The 16,380-nt window shown below is 44.1% G+C and carries 15 protein-coding genes; 8 read left to right on the top strand and 7 right to left on the bottom strand.

Going from position 1 to position 16,380, the window contains the following annotated elements; translation table 11 throughout:
• Nucleotides 1-35 precede the first annotated feature (35 nt).
• The 7 genes from ABMY35_RS13070 to ABMY35_RS13040 form a co-directional block, all read right to left on the bottom strand.
• Nucleotides 36-797 (bottom strand): SDR family oxidoreductase, encoded by a 762-nt coding sequence (locus tag ABMY35_RS13070; RefSeq protein WP_349286588.1) that lies wholly within the window; start codon nucleotides 795-797, stop codon nucleotides 36-38.
• An 8-nt stretch (nucleotides 798-805) separates the two neighbouring features.
• A complete protein-coding gene (gene mmsB, locus ABMY35_RS13065) occupies nucleotides 806-1,693 on the bottom strand; it encodes a 3-hydroxyisobutyrate dehydrogenase (protein ID WP_349286587.1) in 888 nt (295 codons plus the stop codon).
• Nucleotides 1,694-1,704: 11 nt separating this feature from the next.
• Nucleotides 1,705-2,838: an enoyl-CoA hydratase/isomerase family protein gene (locus ABMY35_RS13060; protein WP_349286586.1), complete on the bottom strand. Its 1,134-nt coding sequence runs from the start codon at nucleotides 2,836-2,838 to the stop codon at nucleotides 1,705-1,707.
• Nucleotides 2,838-3,614, bottom strand: coding sequence for an enoyl-CoA hydratase (locus ABMY35_RS13055; RefSeq protein ID WP_349286585.1), 777 nt, complete (start codon nucleotides 3,612-3,614; stop codon nucleotides 2,838-2,840). The genes ABMY35_RS13060 and ABMY35_RS13055 overlap by 1 nt, the downstream gene beginning before the upstream one ends.
• Before the next feature lie 13 nt (nucleotides 3,615-3,627).
• Nucleotides 3,628-4,785: an acyl-CoA dehydrogenase family protein gene (locus ABMY35_RS13050; RefSeq protein ID WP_349286584.1), complete on the bottom strand. Its 1,158-nt coding sequence runs from the start codon at nucleotides 4,783-4,785 to the stop codon at nucleotides 3,628-3,630.
• Nucleotides 4,786-4,860: 75 nt separating this feature from the next.
• Nucleotides 4,861-6,351 (bottom strand): CoA-acylating methylmalonate-semialdehyde dehydrogenase, encoded by a 1,491-nt coding sequence (locus tag ABMY35_RS13045; RefSeq protein ID WP_349286583.1) that lies wholly within the window; start codon nucleotides 6,349-6,351, stop codon nucleotides 4,861-4,863.
• 76 nt (nucleotides 6,352-6,427) lie between these two features.
• Nucleotides 6,428-7,606, bottom strand: a complete 1,179-nt coding sequence (locus ABMY35_RS13040; protein WP_058029867.1) for an acetyl-CoA C-acyltransferase — start codon at nucleotides 7,604-7,606, stop codon at nucleotides 6,428-6,430.
• Nucleotides 7,607-7,922: 316 nt separating this feature from the next.
• Between ABMY35_RS13040 and ABMY35_RS13035 the strand changes: the two genes are divergently transcribed.
• The 8 genes from ABMY35_RS13035 to ABMY35_RS13000 all read left to right on the top strand — a co-directional run bounded on the left by ABMY35_RS13035 (nucleotide 7,923) and on the right by ABMY35_RS13000 (nucleotide 16,262).
• Nucleotides 7,923-8,327 carry a MerR family DNA-binding transcriptional regulator gene (locus tag ABMY35_RS13035; RefSeq protein ID WP_058029868.1) on the top strand — a complete coding sequence of 135 codons (405 nt, stop codon included), beginning with the start codon at nucleotides 7,923-7,925 and terminating at the stop codon, nucleotides 8,325-8,327.
• A 36-nt stretch (nucleotides 8,328-8,363) separates the two neighbouring features.
• Nucleotides 8,364-9,539: an isovaleryl-CoA dehydrogenase gene (locus tag ABMY35_RS13030; RefSeq protein ID WP_349286582.1), complete on the top strand. Its 1,176-nt coding sequence runs from the start codon at nucleotides 8,364-8,366 to the stop codon at nucleotides 9,537-9,539.
• Between the two features lie 9 nt (nucleotides 9,540-9,548).
• Nucleotides 9,549-11,156, top strand: a complete 1,608-nt coding sequence (locus tag ABMY35_RS13025) for a carboxyl transferase domain-containing protein (protein ID WP_349286581.1) — start codon at nucleotides 9,549-9,551, stop codon at nucleotides 11,154-11,156.
• 10 nt (nucleotides 11,157-11,166) lie between these two features.
• On the top strand, nucleotides 11,167-11,949 hold the full coding sequence (locus tag ABMY35_RS13020; protein ID WP_349286580.1) for an enoyl-CoA hydratase-related protein: 783 nt from the start codon (nucleotides 11,167-11,169) through the stop codon (nucleotides 11,947-11,949).
• A gap of 10 nt (nucleotides 11,950-11,959) precedes the next feature.
• Nucleotides 11,960-13,924 (top strand): acetyl/propionyl/methylcrotonyl-CoA carboxylase subunit alpha, encoded by a 1,965-nt coding sequence (locus ABMY35_RS13015; RefSeq protein WP_349286689.1) that lies wholly within the window; start codon nucleotides 11,960-11,962, stop codon nucleotides 13,922-13,924.
• 1 nt (nucleotide 13,925) lies between these two features.
• The gene (locus tag ABMY35_RS13010) at nucleotides 13,926-14,831 is read left to right on the top strand and encodes a hydroxymethylglutaryl-CoA lyase (RefSeq protein WP_349286579.1); all 906 of its coding nucleotides are present in this window, start codon (nucleotides 13,926-13,928) and stop codon (nucleotides 14,829-14,831) included.
• Between the two features lie 64 nt (nucleotides 14,832-14,895).
• Entirely contained in the window at nucleotides 14,896-15,594 is a 699-nt protein-coding gene (locus ABMY35_RS13005) for a CoA transferase subunit A (protein ID WP_349286578.1), read from the top strand.
• A gap of 11 nt (nucleotides 15,595-15,605) precedes the next feature.
• Nucleotides 15,606-16,262: a CoA transferase subunit B gene (locus ABMY35_RS13000; RefSeq protein ID WP_349286577.1), complete on the top strand. Its 657-nt coding sequence runs from the start codon at nucleotides 15,606-15,608 to the stop codon at nucleotides 16,260-16,262.
• Nucleotides 16,263-16,380: the final 118 nt, after the last annotated feature.

Genomic DNA, 16,380 nt, shown 5'->3' with positions numbered 1-16,380 from the left:
CTTTGCATGGTGCAAAGCCTTGATAAAGTCAATCTTTAAAGTCGAATACCGCCATCAACTTCAACGACACGACCTGTGAAAAAGTCATTTTCAATGATGTATTTTGCTGTATGGGCAATTTCTTCTGCTTCGCCCAAGCGACCGACTGGTTTCATCTTAACCAAACGCTCTTTCGCTTCAGGTTTCATCGCATCAGTCATTTTAGTACTAATAACACCCGGTGCAATTGCACCAACACGGATACCAAAACGACCCAGTTCTTTTGCCCATGTTGTTGTCATGGCAACTACACCTGCTTTAGCAGCTGCGTAGTTGGTTTGACCCATATTACCCGCACGTGCAACGCTCGACATATTAACAATGACACCACCTTCACCGCTTTCAACCATTTTTGCAGCTGCTTCTCGGCCGCACAGGAAAACACCAGTGAGATTAACATCAATAACAGATTGGAATTGTGATAATTCCATTTTCGCAGTCACTACGCCATCTTTTGCTTTTAACAGCAGACCATCGCGGAGTATGCCAGCGTTATTAATGAGTACGTGTACGGCACCGAAATCACCGACGATGTTGTTGAAAACCGTTTCAACGTCAGCCTCGACACTCACGTTAGCCACATACGTTTCAACTTTAACATCGAGCTTAACCAATTCAGCTTTTGCTTCTGCCAATACTTCGTCTTGCATATCGATTAAAGCTAGGTTAGCGCCTAATTCAGCCATTTGCGTCGCCATCGCAAAACCTAAGCCTTGCGCGCCACCAGTAATGACAACTGTTTTATTCTTAATGTCCATAATGCAGTCTATTTTTCACTATAAAGTTTGAAGATTGCGCTAAAGTCTTCGGCACCTTTGCCTTGATTTTGCATCAAGTTGTAAAGGTTTTTCGCCAATGCGCCCATAGGTGTTGCCGAGTTAGTTTGTTGCGCAGCTTGCTGAGCTAAACCTAAATCTTTGGCCATTAAGTCCACCATAAAGCCCGGCTTGTAGCCATTTGAACTCGGAACATTCTCAAGTACATCTGGACAAGGATTATAAAGCTCTAACGTCCAGTTACGACCTGAGCTGTTAAGCATAATCTCACTCAGTACTTTTGGATCTAGACCATGGTCTATACCCATCTGTAGCGCTTCACTGGTCCCTGCCATGAGTATACTTAACAGCATATTGTTACAGATCTTCGCAACTTGCCCTGCACCAATGTCACCTGCATGATAAATATTTTTACCCATGGTAGGAAGTATCGTATTTGCCAATTCAAAACAAGCCGTTGAACCACCCACAATGAAGGTTAGCGTACCAGCAGCTGCACCAGCAACACCACCAGAGACCGGCGCATCTACAAATTTAATACCTGCTTCGCCTAGTGCTTTACCAACGAATTGTGCTGATTCGGCATCAATTGTTGAACAATCAATGACTAAGGTGTTTTTGTTCAAATGGTTAACTAGGCCATTTTCGCCAGTGTAAATCGCTTTTACATGCTTGCCTGCAGGTAACATACTGACAACAAAATCAGCATTCTCACAGACTTCTTCTACCGCGTTTACAGCTGTTGCACCGGCTTCTACAAGGGTTGCGATTGCGTCTGGGCTTAAATCAAAAACGCGTACTTCGTGACCAGCTTTAACTAAGTTTATGGCCATTGGGCCACCCATATTTCCTAAACCAATAAATCCAATTTTTGCCATTGTTACATTCCTTACAAACCTTGAAGAGGGTGTTCTGACCAACGCGCTTCGAAGAAAACGTTAATCGCGTCATCTGTTACACTCTGGGTATTTTCAAACTGCCAGTTAGGTGCGCCATCTTTATCGATTAATAATGCACGAACACCTTCTTTAAATTCACCGAATTCACCCGAAGCCACTGACATACCAAGCTCTAGTCTAAAGCAATCTGCTAAACTCAAATCTTTTGCGCGCTTCAACTGTTCGCTGACGAGTTTTGCACTTAAAGGTGAACCATGCTGAAGCGATTTTTGTGCGCGAGATAGCCATTTGTTATCCGTCGCATCAAGAGACAAGATGACATCAATTTGCGACTCTAAGGTATCTTTATTCTCAAGCTCTGCTATCACAGATTGTAGTGGTTCAATTTCACTTGCAGGCTCGTTAATCGATAGGTTTTGTAGTGAATGCAACACATCAGAAAGTAAGCCATGATTATGTTCAGCGCTGTTTTTCCAATCTGTACCTAGTAAGCTTGCTAACACTTCACCGTAGAGCTCGGCATTCACAAAATGATCTGCCAGACCAACAAATTGAGCGTCTTTGGCATTGATTGACGCGCCTGTCAGGCCTAAGAATAAACCCACACCCGCTGGCATCTTATTCAAGAAATAGCTACCACCGACATCTGGGTATAAACCAATTGTTATCTCAGGCATGGCAATACGGGCTGTTTCTGTCACAACTCGGTGACTTGCGCCTGCCATTAGACCTAAGCCGCCCCCCATGATGATACCGTTACCCCAAAGTAAGATTGGCTTTTCATAAGTGTGGATTTGGTAATCAAGTGTATATTCTTCGCTGAAGAAGGTTTCGATGTGGTTATTGCCATCATTTGCAGCCATTGCTTTGTATAAGCTGACTACATCGCCACCGGCGCAAAACGCTTTTTCACCATGCCCCTTTAAAACCACCAAGGCGATGGCATCGTCATTTGCCCATTCGGTTAGCTGAGGCACTAACAAACGGATCATATCCAAGTTGAGTGCATTCAGTGCTTTTGGCACGTTTAAGGTGGCAAACGCCACCTTTTTGCCATTATCACAGTCAGCCAACTCAAATACGACTGGCGCATCTGCTTGGTTTAATAACTGTAATTTTGCCATTAGCCGTTCACCCAGTTTGGTTTACGTTTTTCTAAGAACGCATTAACGCCTTCTTTTTGGTCTTGCGTATCAAACAAGGTAACAAATAGTTCACGCTCTAGCGGAAGTGCACTGTTGATTGTGCCTGTACGACCTTTTTGGATAAGCGCTTTACATGCCGTCACTGCTACTGGACTTTGGTCTGCTACTTTCTCTGCTAGAGCAAGTGCCGCATTCAATGCTTCACCAGTTTCAACTACTTCTTCAACTAAGCCAATTTGTTGTGCTTTGTCAGCTTTTAGACGTTCACCACATAAGATCATACGCTTAGCCCAACCTTCACCAACAAGCCACGATAGGTTTTGCGTACCACCAGCACAAGGTAATAAACCAACTTTAGCTTCTGGTAACGCCATTTGCGCTTGGTTTTCAGCAATACGAATATCACAAGCCAATGCCACTTCAAGGCCGCCGCCCATTGCAAAGCCATTGATAGCCGCAATCGAAACACCTCTAAAATCGCTCAAGGTTTCGAACGCTTCACCGAATACACGAGACATGTCAGCAGCCACTCCTTTGTCGCCGTCTGCAAAAACGTTTAAGTCGGCACCAGCTGAGAAGAATTTCTCACCCTCACCTGTGATCACTAAAGCGTAAATTTCTTTATCTTGATTTAACTCGATTACAAGATTCTTTAAACCGACCAAGGTATCGCGTGTCCATGTATTCGCAGGCGGGTTGCTCATTGTTACTACCGCGATGTTACCCTGCTTTTCTAATTTAAGTTGTGCAGTCATTTTGGTTTCCTTATTACAATACGCTTGGCGCGCCTTCAGCTAAAATACGACGGCCGATGATCACGCGCATGATCTCATTGGTGCCTTCAAGAATTTGGTGAACTCGTACATCACGAACATGACGCTCTAATGGATATTCTTTGATGTAACCGTAACCACCATGAATTTGTAATGCGTCGTCACATACTTTAAAACCAACATCAGTAGCAAATCGTTTTGCCATTGCACAGTAAGTGGTTTTTTCGCTGTCGTTGGTATCTAGTTTAAATGCCGCAAGGCGTACCATTTGACGCGCAGCAACAAGTTCAGTATTCATGTCAGCAATCTTGAACTGTAGTGCTTGGAATGCCGCAAGGGGTTTACCGAACTGTTCACGCTCAGTCATATATTGCTTAGCTGTGTTAAGCGCTTGCTGCGCAGTACCGATTGAACATGTTGCGATGTTAATACGACCACCGTCCAGACCTTGCATCGCAAACTTAAAGCCTTCGCCCTCTGCACCCATTAGGTTTGCAGCAGGAATACGCACGTTTTCAAGGGTTACAAGACGTGTAGGTTGTGCATTCCAACCCATTTTTTCTTCGGCTTTACCGTACGAAACACCTTCAGCATCAGCTGGTACAACAAACGCAGAAATGCCTTTCGGCCCCGCTTCGCCAGTACGCGCCATTACCACAAGTACGTCAGTTTCACCGGCACCTGAGATAAACATTTTCGAGCCGTTCAGTACATAGCTGTCGCCATCTTTATCAGCTTTGGTTTTAAGCGATGCGGCATCAGAGCCTGAACCTGGCTCAGTTAAACAGTATGATGCTAACAATTCACCCATCACTAGTTGGTCGATATATTGTTCTTTAACTGCATCTGTACCAAAGCTTGCGATCATCCAAGTTGCCATGTTGTGGATTGTTAGCATGGCGGTTGTTGCTGTACAGCCCATAGCAAGCTGTTCAAAAATAATGCTTGAATCTAAACGTGATAAACCAAGGCCACCTGCCTCTTCTGGCGTGTATAAACCACAAAAGCCTAGTTCACCGGCTTTTTTAATCACGTCTTTAGGGAAAATATGTTCGCGGTCCCACAGCGCAGCGTTTGGCGCTAGTTCACTCATTGCGAATTGATATGCTGTTTCGGCAAATGCCTGTTGATCTTCATTTAGATTAAAGTCCATAAAAGACCTCTTGTTGTCAAAGGTGAGCCGATCATGTCGGCTCACATTGTTATTATAAAAATTGAATAGAAAGGATTAACGTAGGTTGATGCTCATATTCGGGCCAGTCACGACCTCATCATCAAACCAACGTGAAGTCACCGTTTTCGTTTCTGTGTAGAAACGCACACCTTGCTTACCGTAGGTATGCTGGTCACCGTAGAAAGAGTTTTTCCAACCTGTGAATGAGAAGAAAGGCAGTGGCACAGGAATTGGAATATTAATACCTACTTGACCTACTTCGATTTGCTGTTGGAATTTACGCGCGGCTGCACCACTTGCTGTAAATAAAGATGTACCGTTACCATATGGGTTACGGTTAATTAGTGCGATTGCTTCGTCTAGCGTGTCAACGAATACACAGCTTAAAACTGGGCCAAAGATTTCTTCTTTGTAAATTTCCATCTCTTCAGTCACATCTGTAAATAGCGTCGGGCCAACCCAGTTACCAGCTTCATAGCCTTCAACAGTATAGTCTGAACCATCAACTAAACAGGTTGCACCTTGATCTTTACCGCTTTGAATAAGTGAAAGAATACGTTGCTTAGCTTGTGGTGTTGTTTGCGGGCCATAAGCCGCTTCAGGGTCGTTCCAAAGACCTGGACGTACGCCTTCAAAACCTTTTTTGATGTCTTCTACCCACTCTTTTGATGAGCCAACAAAAACAGCCACTGAAATACCCATACAACGCTGGCCACCAGCACCTACTGATGCACCAACTAGGTTATTCACTGTTTGCGCTTTTGACGCATCTGGCATGATCACCATGTGGTTTTTAGCGCCAACGCACGCTTGAACACGTTTTTTGTGCTGTGTGCCTTTGCTGTAAATGTAATGGCCAACATTACAAGAACCAACAAAAGAAACCGCTTTGATTTCTGGTGCTTCTAGAATTTGGTCAACTTGGTCTTTTGTACCGTGTACAACTTGTAGTACGCCTTTTGGTGCACCCGCTTCTTCGAATAGCTCAACTAAACGCATTGGTGTTAGCGGATCTTGCTCTGAAGGCTTAAGAACAAAAGTGTTACCGCATACAATCGCCATTGGGAACATCCAAAGTGGGATCATAGCAGGGAAGTTAAATGGGGTAATACCTGCACACACACCTAGAGGCTGTGTGTAAGAATACGTATCAATGTTTCGGGCAACGTTTTCAACAGTTTCGCCCATCATCATTGCAGGGGCATTTGCAGCTTGCTCGACCACTTCAATACCACGCCATACATCGCCTTTTGCGTCTTCGAACGTCTTACCTAATTCATGACAAATAATGGTCGCGATTTCTTCTTGGTGCTCTTTTAAAAGTGCAGCGTATTTCATCATAATACGAGCACGCTCTGGTACTGGCACGTTGCGCCAAGTTTTAAATGCTTCTTGTGCAGAATCAATCGCTGCTTTTACTTCTTGCTCTGTCGCACAAGGTACTTTTGCAAGTACTTCTTGGTTTGCTGGATTAACAACATCAATCCATTGCTCTGATGATGATTGAGTGAACTCGCCGTTGATGTATAAAGGTACTTGGTGCATTTGCACTCCTCCCCTGGTAAATAGAAAAAAGGCACCGCTGTTATATTATTTATACGGTGCCTACAACTTGGTGTGATTAAACTTCGACAGCCAGTGCAACCGCTTCACCACCACCGATACACAGTGATGCAACACCTTTTGAAAGGCCGCGATTACGTAGGGCATGAATTAGAGTAACTAGGATACGCGCACCACTTGCACCGATTGGGTGACCAAGGGCACATGCACCACCATTAACGTTAACTTTGCTTTGCTCAAGACCTAGCTCTTTGATTGCTAGCATAGTCACCATGGCAAATGCTTCGTTGATTTCCCATAAATCTACGTCAGCTTTGTCCCAGCCCGCTTTTTCAAGTAGCGTGTTCATTGCACCAACTGGCGCAACCGTAAATTCTGCTGGCGCTTGCGAGTGTGTCGCGTGAGCAACCACTTTACAAAGCGGTGTTAAACCTTGCTTCTTCGCTTCTGATTCGCTCATCAGAATCAATGCTGCTGCACCATCTGAGATTGAAGAAGAGTTAGCCGCAGTAATTGTGCCGTCTTTTTTGAACGCAGGGCGAAGACCTGGAATTTTATCAGGACGCGCATTACCTGGTTGCTCGTCAATGGCTACTTCAACGTCGCCTTTACGCGTTTTTAAAACATGAGGGACTACTTCGTTGTTGAAGCTGCCGTTTTCAATCGCTTCATTTGCTTTACTTAGAGAGCTAAGCGCAAACTCATCCATTTCTTCACGCGTGATGCCATAATCATCCGCGGTTGCTTGTGCAAAACAACCCATCGCTTTGTTGTCGTAAGCATCTTCAAGACCATCAGCCATCATGTGATCTTTAATCTCACCATGACCCATACGCATACCGCCACGCGCTTTTGGAATGAAATACGGTGAGTTAGTCATGCTTTCCATGCCGCCTGCGACTGCAGATGAAATGCTGCCCGCTTTAATTAGGTCATGAGCAAGCATAGCTGCTTTTAAACCTGAACCACATACTTTGTTAATAGTTGTTGCGCCAGTTGAACGTGCTAGACCTGCATGTAACATAGCTTGACGTGCTGGTGCTTGACCAAGACCTGCCGGTAATACACAACCCATGATCACTTCATCAATTGATGCGTCCGTAAGCCCTGTTTCGCTCATAACGCTTTTGATTGCAGTTGCGCCAAGCTCTGTTGCGCTTGCGCCTGAAAGTGCACCCATAAAGCCACCCATAGGGGTACGTTTTGCTGCTACGATTACAACTGCTTCGTTACTCATGTTAAACTCCTGTTCACAAGCTTCTTGCTTGTTTGTTTCAAAATGATGATTTGAGCATACCTAATATTTACGTTTACGCCAACGTAAATCTAAAATCAAGTTAATTGCGTTGACTTAAACTGTAAACTTAAGTTGCACGTTTTCCTTGCCAATACTGCTAGAAACTGCGAAAAGGCGGTTTATTTATTTAGAACTGCATTAGATATTCACACTTTTTGTTAACACTCACTATTACATTCCCCAAAACGCAACTTTACCTTTACGTAAACTTCACTTATATTGGTCTAATCTGTTTTGAAGTAAGTGTTAAACAATTATGCAAGATAACCTTAACGAACCTACATTCTCTATTAGCGAATTGGCTAAGGAATTTGACATTACCACCCGTTCTATTCGTTTTTATGAAGATCAGGGATTAATTTCGCCTGAGCGAAATGGTCAAACCCGCATTTATTCAAAACGAGACAAAGTACGTCTAAAACTTATCTTACGCGGCAAGCGTTTAGGCTTCACTCTGGCTGAAACTGGCAGATTGTTTGAACTTTACGATGCCGATAAATCAAGTGCGAAACAGCTCACCACTATGTTGGCGCTAATAGAAGAAAAGAAAGCTGATTTAAGTCAACAAATGGATGACATTAAGGTGGTTCTGATGGAACTTGTTACCGCAGAACGTCGTTGTCGCGACACCCTTAAAGAACTTGATGAGCACGAAGACTAATTAAATTTATAATAACTCTCACACAGGATAACCAAGATGAGCACTGTATCTTTATATAAAGAATTAAACTTTGGATTAGGTGAAACAGCTGACATGATCCGTGATCATGTTAATAGCTTTGCAAGTGCTGAAATTGCACCACTTGCTGAGAAAACTGATTTAGACAATGCATTCCCAAATCAACTTTGGCCACAATTCGGGGAGATGGGCTTATTAGGTATTACCGTACCTGAAGAGTTTGGTGGTGCAAATATGGGCTACCTAGAGCACGTTATTGCGATTGAAGAAATCAGCCGTGCAAGTGCCTCTATCGGTTTAAGCTATGGCGCTCACTCTAACCTGTGTGTGAACCAAATTAACCGCAACGGTAACGACGCGCAAAAACAAAAGTATCTACCTAAGCTAATCAGCGGCGAACACATTGGCGCTCTAGCTATGAGTGAACCAAATGCGGGTTCTGATGTTGTTTCTATGAAACTAAAAGCTGAAAAGAAAGGTGACAAGTACATTCTTAACGGCAATAAAATGTGGATCACTAACGGTCCTGATGCAGATGTTTTAGTTGTTTATGCAAAGACGGATTTAGAAGCTGGTTCTAGAGGGATCACAGCCTTCATCATTGAAAAAGACTTCCCTGGTTTTTCAACCGCACAAAAGCTTGATAAATTAGGTATGCGTGGTTCAAACACCTGTGAGCTGGTTTTTGAAGACTGTGAAGTACCAGAAGAAAACATTCTAGGCACTCTAAACGAAGGCGTTAAGGTGCTCATGAGTGGTCTTGATTATGAGCGTGTTGTGCTTGCCGGTGGCCCACTAGGTATCATGCAAGCGTGTATGGACATTGTCGTACCTTATATTCACGAGCGTAAACAGTTCAACAAATCAATCGGTGAGTTCCAATTAATTCAAGGTAAAGTTGCTGACATGTATACGCAAATGAATGCCGCGCGTTCATACGTATACACGGTAGCTAAAGCTTGTGACCGTGGTGAAACAACCCGTAAAGATGCCGCGGGTGCCATTTTATATGCTGCAGAGCTAGCAACAAAGCTTGCACTAGATGCTATTCAAATTCTAGGTGGTAACGGTTACATCAACGAATATGCCACTGGCCGTTTATTACGTGATGCCAAACTCTATGAAATTGGTGCAGGTACGTCTGAAATTCGCCGTATGCTAATTGGTCGTGAACTATTCACAGAAAGCCGCTAAGGACACACCATGACTGTTTTAAACTCATCTATTAATGTGCATGACAGTCAGTTTAAAGCAAACAGTGAAGCTATGGCTTCACTGGTTGCAGATTTAAACGACAAAGTTGCTCAACTTGCACAAGGCGGTGGTGAAGCTCTTATCGCTCGTCATGAAAGTCGCGGAAAAATGTTTGTTCGTGACCGTATCAATACCCTTCTTGATGAAGGCTCTCCTTTTCTAGAAATCTCTCAATTTGCTGCGTTTGGCGTTTACGAACAAGATATACCTTGTGCAGGTGTGGTTGCTGGTATCGGCCGAGTTCAAGGCGTTGAATGTATGATTGTCGGTAACGATGCAACCGTAAAAGGCGGCACTTACTTCCCACTGACTGTTAAAAAACATTTACGCGCGCAAGAAATCGCAGAGCGTTGTCATCTACCTTGTATTTATTTGGTTGATTCGGGCGGCGCAAACTTACCTGAACAAGACGAAGTATTTCCAGACAAACTGCATTTCGGTCGAATCTTCTATAATCAGGCGCGCATGTCCGCTAAAGGCATTCCACAAATTGCTGTGGTAATGGGATTATGTACCGCAGGTGGTGCATATGTACCAGCAATGGCAGATGAAAGCATTATCGTAAAAGAGCAAGGCACAATTTTCTTAGCTGGTCCACCATTGGTAAAAGCTGCAACAGGTGAAGAAGTATCAGCCGAAGATTTAGGCGGTGCAGATGTGCATTGTAAAACGTCAGGTGTTGCCGATCACTATGCAGAAAACGACGAACATGCCCTATCGATTGCTCGTCAGTGTGTTGCCCGTTTAAACCATCAACGCCCTACTGCGCCCATCCTAAAAGACATTAAACCACCACGTTATGATATTCGTGAAGTTTATGGCATTGTCGGTACGGATCTTAAAAAACCATTCGATGTACGTGAAGTAATTGCACGTATTGTTGATGATTCACAATTTGACGAATTCAAGCGCTACTTTGGTGAAACCCTTGTTACTGGCTTTGCTGAAATCTACGGTCACCCAGTAGGGATTGTTGCCAACAACGGTATCTTATTCTCTGAGTCGGCACAAAAAGGTGCACACTTTATTCAATTATGTGCACAGCGCGATATTCCTTTGCTGTTTTTACAAAACATCACTGGCTTTATGGTGGGTCAAAAATACGAAGCCGAAGGTATCGCCAAACACGGTGCCAAAATGGTAACCGCTGTATCTTGTGCTGACGTGCCTAAATTTACAGTATTAATTGGCGGCTCATACGGCGCAGGTAACTATGGCATGTGTGGTCGAGCTTATGAGCCTACCATGATGTGGATGTGGCCAAACGCGCGTATTTCAGTGATGGGCGGTGAACAAGCAGCAGGTGTGCTTACGCAAGTACGTCAAGATGGTCTTGCACGTAAAGGTTTAAGCATGACTGACGAAGAAGTTGCTGAGTTCAAAAAGCCAATTGTTGCGCAATATGAAGAGCAAGGTCACCCTTATTATGCAAGCGCCCGTTTATGGGACGACGGCATCATTGACCCAGCTGATACTCGTACTGTTTTAGGTCTTGCCCTTGAGGCCGCAGCAAATGCGCCTAAGCAAGAATCTAAGTTTGGCATTTTCAGAATGTAAGGAGCGCACTATGTCGGTCACTTTAAATATAACAAAAACAAAAGTGGCGATTTTAGAACTAAGTCGCCCTGAAAAACATAACGCCTTTGACTCGCATGTGATCAACGAGCTGATCCAATGTATTGAGCATGCAAATAGCCTTGATATCCGTGCTTTGGTTTTAAAAACCGAAGGTAAACACTTTTCTGCAGGTGCCGACCTTGGTTGGATGAAATCAATGGCGGGGAATAATTACGATGAAAACGTCGCAGATTCCGAGCAACTTGCAAAGTTAATGCATGTGCTGGCTAGCAGCCCTCACCCGACTCTGTGTTTAGTGCAAGGAGCTGCATTTGGTGGTGCACTGGGTTTAATCGCCTGTTGCGACATCGCAGTTGCGACTTGCAACGCTAAATTCTGTTTAAGTGAAGCTAAGCTTGGTCTTATTCCTGCGGTTATTAGCCCGTATGTCATTAAAGCTATCGGTGAGCGCCAAGCCCGTCGCTACTTTTTAACGGCCGAAATGTTTATGGCTGAAAAAGCGCTGGATATGGGCTTAATTCATGAAATTAATGATGACCTAACTGCTGCACAAGACCAGTTTGTTGAACTATTACTGAACAACGGCCCTGCTGCTGTTAAATCAGCAAAGTCATTAATTAATGAAGTGGCTAATCAAGACATTGATGCAGACCTGATCCTTCATACGGCAAAACGCATTGCTGAAATCAGAGTAAGTGAAGAAGGCCAAGAAGGCTTAAATGCATTTTTCGATAAACGTGCGCCAAATTGGCAAACCGCCGCAAAGCAATAAGGCCATTACTATGTTAAAGAAAATTCTAATTGCGAACCGTGGTGAAATTGCCTGCCGCGTTATGAAAACAGCTAAACGCTTAGGTTTGCGCACCGTTGCCGTTTATTCCGATGCAGATGCCAATGCCCTGCATGTTAAACAGGCTGATGAAGCCTACCATATTGGCCCTGCGCCGAGTAAAGATTCTTACTTGGTTGCTGATAGAGTTCTAGAAGTCGCCAAGCTTGCTGGTGCTGATTGTATTCACCCGGGCTACGGTTTTTTATCTGAGAACGATATTTTTGCGCAAAAGTGTGAAGAATCAGGTATTGCTTTCTTAGGGCCACTGGCAAGCTCTATTGAAGCGATGGGTTCAAAAACTCGTGCTAAAGAAATCATGGCTGAAGCCAATGTACCGCTTGTGCCTGGTTACTATGGTCAAAACCAAGATGTCGACTTTTTAACCGCTGAAGCAGAGAAAATAGGTTATCCGGTTCTTATCAAAGCTGCATTTGGCGGTGGTGGTAAAGGCATGCGTGTTGTACGTGAAGCTTCAGAGTTTGTGAGCGCGTTAGAAGGCGCAAAACGTGAAGCACTTGCAGGATTCGGTAACGACTTAGTATTACTTGAACGCTATGTCGATACGCCGCGTCACGTTGAAGTACAAGTCTTTGCAGATAAACATGGTAATTGTGTTTATTTAGGCGATCGCGATTGCTCTTTACAACGCCGTCACCAAAAAGTAATCGAAGAAGCCCCTGCCCCAGGTTTATCTGACGACCTTCGCCGTGAAATGGGTGAAGCTGCTGTACGTTGTGCTAAAGCGATTAACTATCGCGGTGCCGGTACAGTTGAGTTTTTACTGTGCGGTGATGAGTTCTTCTTCATGGAAATGAACACGCGTCTGCAAGTAGAACACCCAGTTACAGAAATGGTCACAGGCCTTGATCTTGTTGAATGGCAAATCCGTGTCGCAAGTGGTGAAGTGCTACCTCTTAAACAAGCGCAAGTGACTTTATCAGGCCATAGCTTCGAAGCACGTATTTACGCCGAAGATCCAACCGAAAACTTTATGCCATACTCAGGCACTTTAACACACTTATCATTCCCAGCTGAAAACCAAGGCGTACGTGTTGATACGGGTGTGCAATCAGGTGCTGAGATCAGTCCGTTCTACGACCCTATGATCGCCAAGTTAATTGTGCATGGCGCGGATCGAAAAACTGCATTGTTAAAGCTTCACCACGCACTAGAAGAAGTGCATTTATCGGGTGTTAAATCGAACATTGCTTTCTTACATCACCTATCGGGACACGATACTTTTGTCACAGGCGCGCCAGATACTCACTTTATTGATACACAAACTGATGTATTAACTGTTGAGCATGCGCCTGAAGAAATGATATCAGTGATTGCAGCTGCGGCTTATTTAGCAAATAAGCAAAACCAAGTGAACTTTGCTGCGGCTAAATCACCTTGGCAAAGTGCCCTTGGCTTTAAGTTAAACCAAGTTGCTTCTGTGGTTGTACCTTTTGACGGCTTAAACATTAAAGCACTTGTTCAAGACAAAAGCTTTAAATTAACGGTGGATGGAAACGAACATGCAGTTTCAGCATCTCTTATCGGTGAATCGTTAATCATCAACCTGGATGGCCGCATCTATAAAGCCAGCGCACTAGTCAACGACGAGCAAGTGACGGTGATGTTCAGCGCATTTGTGCGTACCTTTGATTTACGCTCTAAACACTATATTAGCCAACATGAGCATGAAGAAGCACCATTAGCAGCGCCGCTAAACGGTACGGTTGTCAAACACCTAGTTGAAGTGGGTGCTGATGTCGCTAAAGGTGATGCAGTCGTTGTTATTGAAGCCATGAAGATGGAGTATACGCTTAACGCTCCATTTGCAGGCACACTTACCAGCTATTGCTTTGCTGAAGGCGAATTAGTAAGTCACGGTGCCCTACTTGCCATTGTTGAAGCTGCGGAGGCATAACATGGCGTATCCAACTCAGGTCAAAATCGTTGAAGTGGGTGCCCGTGATGGCTTACAAAATGAAAGTAAAGTCACCACAGAACAAAAGATAGCCCTGCTAAATGGGCTATCTGATGCAGGCGTTATTCATCTTGAGGCTGGTGCGTTTGTATCGCCTAAATGGGTGCCACAAATGGCGGACTCGGCTGAAGTAATAAAAAGCTTGTCTGTTGCCGAAAACGCGCAGCTTTCAGCGCTCACGCCTAACTTAAAAGGCGCAGAAGCCGCCCTTGAATGCGGCATTAAAGAGTTCGCTATTTTTACCGCTGCCAGTGAAGCATTCACTCAAAAGAACATTAATTGCTCTATTGAAGAAAGTATTGAACGCTTTAAACCTGTGGTTGAATTAGCTCAGCAGCATAACGTTAAAGTGCGTGGTTATGTCAGTTGTGTGGTTGGCTGTCCTTATCAAGGCGATGTGCATCCCGAAGCCGTGCTTGATGTGTGTAAACAATTATTGGCTCTTGGCTGTTACGAGATAAGCTTAGGCGACACCATAGGCGTTGGTACACCAGGTAAAGTGAAAAAGCTACTTGATTTGCTTACTAAAGAACTGCCTTTAGACAAGCTGGCTGTGCACTTTCACGATACCTACGGCCAAGCTATCGCCAATATCCACACGGCACTAGAAATGGGCATTAGTACCATAGACAGTGCCGTTGCAGGCCTGGGTGGTTGCCCTTATGCACAAGGTGCGTCAGGAAATGTTGCCACTGAAGATGTAATTTACTTACTTGAAGGGCTTGGCATAAGTACCCAAATTGATTTAGAAATGCTTGCCAAAGCAGGTTGGGCTATCTGTGATGCCTTAAATAAGCCCCCTGCCAGCAAAGTTTCTTTAGCATTACGTGCGAAGTGCGAACAATAACAATGATAGTGGCGTGAGCATAATGCTTACGCTCTTTTGACAAACAAAAGTTAGGAGTGGTCTTATGGCCGGTTTTGATAAAGTAGTGAATAGCTACGCCGAAGCAATGGCGGGTTTAAAAGATGGTGATACCATCATCGCCGGTGGTTTTGGTTTATGTGGGATCCCTGAAGGTTTAATTGCTGAAATTAAACGTCAACAAACCAAAGAACTGACTGTTGTCTCTAACAACTGTGGTGTTGATGACTTTGGTTTAGGTATTTTATTACAAGACCGTCAGATCAAAAAAATCATCGCCTCTTATGTAGGTGAAAACGCCCTTTTCGAACAGCAATTACTAGACGGCATCATCGACGTTGAGTTAACACCACAAGGTACATTGGCTGAGAAAATGCGTGCCGGTGGTGCAGGTATTCCAGGTTTCTATACTGCAACAGGTTACGGTACACCGATTGCTGAAGGTAAAGAAGTTAAAGAGTTCAACGGCCGTCCTTATATTCTTGAAGAATCAATCACTGGTGAATTTGCCATCGTAAAAGCATGGAAAGCAGACCGTTACGGCAATCTTGTGTTCCGCCATACGGCAATGAACTTCAACCCTATGGCTGCAACGGCGGGCAAAATTACCGTTGCTGAAGTTGAAGAAATCGTTGAGCCGGGTGAACTTGAACCAAGTCAAATTCATACTCCAGGCATTTATGTAAACCGTGTTATCAAAGGCGACTTTGAAAAACGCATCGAACGCATTACAACCAGTAAGTAAGGAGAATATCAATGGCTTTATCTCGTGAACAAGTTGCAATGCGTGTTGCGCAAGAACTTCAAGACGGTTATTACGTTAATTTAGGTATTGGTATTCCTACCCTAGTAGCTAACTATGTACCTGATGGCATTGAAGTTATGCTGCAGTCAGAAAATGGCTTATTAGGTATGGGTCCATACCCGACTGAAGAGCAAGTTGATGCAGATATGATCAACGCGGGTAAAGAAACCGTGACAGCTGCGACAGGTGCCGCCATTTTTAATAGTGCCGAAAGCTTTGCCATGATCCGTGGTGGTCATGTAGACTTAACGGTTCTAGGTGCATTTGAAGTAGACCAAGAAGGTAATATTGCTTCTTGGATGATCCCGAAAAAATTAATCAAAGGCATGGGTGGCGCGATGGATTTAGTTGCCGGCGCACAAAACATCATCGTTACTATGACCCATGCTAGTAAACATGGCGACTCTAAATTACTAGAGAAATGCTCGCTACCTTTAACTGGTGTTAATTGCGTTAAAAAAATCGTAACTGACCTTGCCGTATTAGAAGTTAAAGATGGCGCATTTTATTTGCTAGAACGCGCGCCGGGTGTTACTGTTGATGAAATTATAAGCAAAACAGCGGGTAAGCTAATCGTAGATGGCGATATCCCTGAAATGCAGTTCTAATTCAGTGTCGACAATAACAACACTAATGTACCGACCTCATTCCCAGTGCTAATGCACTGAGTTACCCAAAACCCCTCATACGAGGGGTTTTTTTTCATCTATAACTTGCTACATTTAG

Source organism: Pseudoalteromonas sp. BZB3 (assembly GCF_040104455.1).
GTDB lineage: Bacteria > Pseudomonadota > Gammaproteobacteria > Enterobacterales > Alteromonadaceae > Pseudoalteromonas.
The sequence above is the reverse complement of the archived record's forward strand: the minus strand, read 5'-3'. Positions and strand labels throughout refer to the sequence as shown.

Bases quoted from the DNA above. Each gene is read 5' to 3' on its own strand.
- ABMY35_RS13000 (WP_349286577.1), top strand. From the start codon at position 15,606: ATGGCTTTATCTCGTGAACAAGTTGCAATGCGTGTTGCGCAAGAACTT.
- mmsB (WP_349286587.1), bottom strand. From the start codon at position 1,693: ATGGCAAAAATTGGATTTATTGGTTTAGGAAATATGGGTGGCCCAATG.
- ABMY35_RS13030 (WP_349286582.1), top strand. From the start codon at position 8,364: ATGAGCACTGTATCTTTATATAAAGAATTAAACTTTGGATTAGGTGAA.
- ABMY35_RS13015 (WP_349286689.1), top strand. From the start codon at position 11,960: ATGTTAAAGAAAATTCTAATTGCGAACCGTGGTGAAATTGCCTGCCGC.
- ABMY35_RS13020 (WP_349286580.1), top strand. From the start codon at position 11,167: ATGTCGGTCACTTTAAATATAACAAAAACAAAAGTGGCGATTTTAGAA.
- ABMY35_RS13040 (WP_058029867.1), bottom strand. From the start codon at position 7,606: ATGAGTAACGAAGCAGTTGTAATCGTAGCAGCAAAACGTACCCCTATG.
- ABMY35_RS13035 (WP_058029868.1), top strand. From the start codon at position 7,923: ATGCAAGATAACCTTAACGAACCTACATTCTCTATTAGCGAATTGGCT.
- ABMY35_RS13060 (WP_349286586.1), bottom strand. From the start codon at position 2,838: ATGGCAAAATTACAGTTATTAAACCAAGCAGATGCGCCAGTCGTATTT.
- ABMY35_RS13055 (WP_349286585.1), bottom strand. From the start codon at position 3,614: ATGACTGCACAACTTAAATTAGAAAAGCAGGGTAACATCGCGGTAGTA.
- ABMY35_RS13050 (WP_349286584.1), bottom strand. From the start codon at position 4,785: ATGGACTTTAATCTAAATGAAGATCAACAGGCATTTGCCGAAACAGCA.
- ABMY35_RS13070 (WP_349286588.1), bottom strand. From the start codon at position 797: ATGGACATTAAGAATAAAACAGTTGTCATTACTGGTGGCGCGCAAGGC.
- ABMY35_RS13005 (WP_349286578.1), top strand. From the start codon at position 14,896: ATGGCCGGTTTTGATAAAGTAGTGAATAGCTACGCCGAAGCAATGGCG.
- ABMY35_RS13045 (WP_349286583.1), bottom strand. From the start codon at position 6,351: ATGCACCAAGTACCTTTATACATCAACGGCGAGTTCACTCAATCATCA.
- ABMY35_RS13025 (WP_349286581.1), top strand. From the start codon at position 9,549: ATGACTGTTTTAAACTCATCTATTAATGTGCATGACAGTCAGTTTAAA.
- ABMY35_RS13010 (WP_349286579.1), top strand. From the start codon at position 13,926: ATGGCGTATCCAACTCAGGTCAAAATCGTTGAAGTGGGTGCCCGTGAT.